Source organism: Luteibacter sp. P4_E6 (assembly GCF_056401535.1).
The window spans coordinates 1-2,389 of record NZ_JBFUJE010000560.1; the positions used below are offsets into that span (position 1 = coordinate 1).

At 62.3% G+C, this 2,389-nt stretch carries 3 protein-coding genes; 2 read left to right on the forward strand and 1 reads right to left on the reverse strand.

Going from position 1 to position 2,389, the window contains the following annotated elements:
- Together AC1DT2_RS20745 and AC1DT2_RS20750 are read left to right on the forward strand one after the other, a co-directional pair.
- A partial coding sequence (locus AC1DT2_RS20745; protein WP_477298434.1) for an esterase-like activity of phytase family protein occupies positions 1-1,285 on the forward strand: 1,285 nt, incomplete at its 5' end.
- Positions 1,286-1,297: 12 nt separating this feature from the next.
- Positions 1,298-2,173 (forward strand): hypothetical protein, encoded by an 876-nt coding sequence (locus tag AC1DT2_RS20750; RefSeq protein ID WP_477298436.1) that lies wholly within the window; start codon positions 1,298-1,300, stop codon positions 2,171-2,173.
- 35 nt (positions 2,174-2,208) lie between these two features.
- Here the strand turns inward: AC1DT2_RS20750 and AC1DT2_RS20755 are convergent.
- On the reverse strand, positions 2,209-2,389 hold a 181-nt coding region (locus AC1DT2_RS20755), incomplete at its 5' end, for an integrase core domain-containing protein (RefSeq protein ID WP_477298437.1).

Consider the following 2,389-nt stretch of genomic DNA (forward strand, 5'->3'; position numbering starts at 1 on the left):
CACCTATACGGGGGTGCTCTGGACCTTGCCCGATCGTGGGCGGAACGATCCCGAACACAATGTGTTCTTCGATTACCGGGGGCGGTTGCACCGGTTCAGGTTTACGTTGACGTTGCCGCGGGCTGGGATCGCCGCTGAAGCGGCTCCCACAGGAGGCAGTGTTTCGCTGGTGGTTGATGGCGGGCTTGCGTTGCGGGATTTCGATGGGAAGCCGTTTACCGGCGCCGAGCCTGCGAAGGGACTACGGACGGAGCGCGCTATCGTCCTTCCTTCGCCGGCCAGTGGTATCGGTGCAGGGAAGGTCTCACTGGACGCGGAGTCGTTGCAGTTCACTCACGATGGCGGTTTCTACGTCGGTGACGAGTACGCGGCAAACGTGTACCGGTTCGACGCGAAGGGAAAACTCACCGGGGTGATCGTGCCGCCCAGAGCCGTGCGTCCGCTGGATGCGGATGGCAAGCCGGACTTCACGTCGCTCAGGCCGCCGATAACCGGACGACGCAACAACCAGGGTGTCGAAGGGACGGCGTTATCGCCGGACGGCACACGTCTGTTCGTTGTGTTGCAGAGCGCGTTGATCCAGGACACGGCGACCCGCGAGGCACCGGGCGACGCGTCCGGGCGCTCGCTAACCCGCGTGCTCGTTTACGACGTGAGTCGTAACGACGTACCGAAAACGCCGATGGGGCACTACGTCGTTCGGCTGCCTGTATACGCCGACCGCGGTGATGGAAGCGCTCCCAACAAAACGGCGGCGCAAAGCGAAATCCGCGTCCTCGACAACCACACCTTCCTCATGCTCTCGCGAGACGGCAACGGCTACGGCGCCGATGGTGGAAAGCCCCTCGTGTACAAGAGCGTGCTGTTGGTCGACACCGATGGCGCGAGCAACCTTGCCAGGACGACCTACGAGACGTCGACGAGGTCGGTGCTGGGCAAGGATGGCGAGCTGCGCAGCGACATCCGCGCTGCGGCGTGGACGCCGCTGGTCAATCTCCTGGATCCGCCCGACCTGGCGCGATTCGGTCTGGGCATCGATGCCGACGTTACGGGCAGGGCCCAGCTCTCCGAAAAGTGGGAGGCCATGGACCTCCTTCCCGTGCTGGATCCGGCGCGTCCCGACGACTGGTTCCTTCTCGTCGGCAACGACAACGACTTCATCGCGAAGCATTGCGTCATGGACGGGCAGAACTGCGACTCGCCCATCGACAACGACAACCGCATCCTCGTGTACCGGCTGACTTTGCCGGGCATGCGTTCCACCGCCGCCTCCAACCACCGATAAAGGGTTATGCGCATGATGAAACGTACGGTTCTTTCGCTGCTGTCGGCAACCCTCATGCTGGGTTCGATCGCCAGTTATGCCAATACGCCGGCTTATGTCGACAGCAAGGAATACAAGGTCCTGGTCGACCCCACGCGCTTCGCCAGCAATCCGTCGAGCGCGGCGGCGACCTTGCTGACCAATCTTTCCACCCGCCTGTCGGCTCTCGGTTTCGACAAGACCGTCACCGGCAACTTCGCTGCTGGCAACCGTGACACGCTGGCTTACTACGACACGCCGGGAACGTGCCCACTGAACAGGCGCGGCTACTCGCTGCGTACGCGTGCCGGTGACGATACCGACATCCAGTTCAAGTTTCGCCATGCGGACGAAGAACTGTCCTATTGGACGGACGTGTCGGGTGCGGGCAAGAACAAGTCGACCAAGCTCGAGACCGACGTGACGCCGGGCAACCTCGTGCTGGCGCATTCGACCAAGCAGGACGCGACCACCACGCCGACGACGGTCGCCGCGCTGATCAAGCTGTTCCCGGGTGCAACGACGCTGTCCGATGTGTCCACGTCGGCGTTGTCGAAGGTGGCTGGCGTCACGGTGACCCAGCAGGAATACGACGGCCCCGTGTCCGACATCGGTGAGTCCGTGGCGGAGTTCACGCTGACCTTGTGGTACATCGATGGCGCCACGACGCCGGCGCTGGCCGAGCTGTCGTTCCGCGTCGACGCGGACGCGGACAAGTACTTCACCACACCCGTCCTCACGCGGTCGCAGACGCTGAACACGGCGATCGGATCAATCGGCAACAACTGGAATATCGCCAACGATGGTGGGAAGACGAGCTGGCTTTATGCCTATCGGTCGTCTTCGTACCCGAACGGGTTCTGCAACTAAGCGGGATCGAGAGCATCGCCGATGAATTGCAGTGGTCAAGCTTTTCTGGACACCGGTGTAGGAGCCTGAGCCGCCAGTTGCTCGAAGAGCACTGGCGGGATGTCGTTTAGTCGCGAGTGTTGCCGTTCTAGGTTGTAGTAGATCAGAAAGTCGGTCAGCTCCTTCTCGGCCTCGGCGATAGATGCGTAGCCTCCTTCAGGTACCCACTCGTACTTG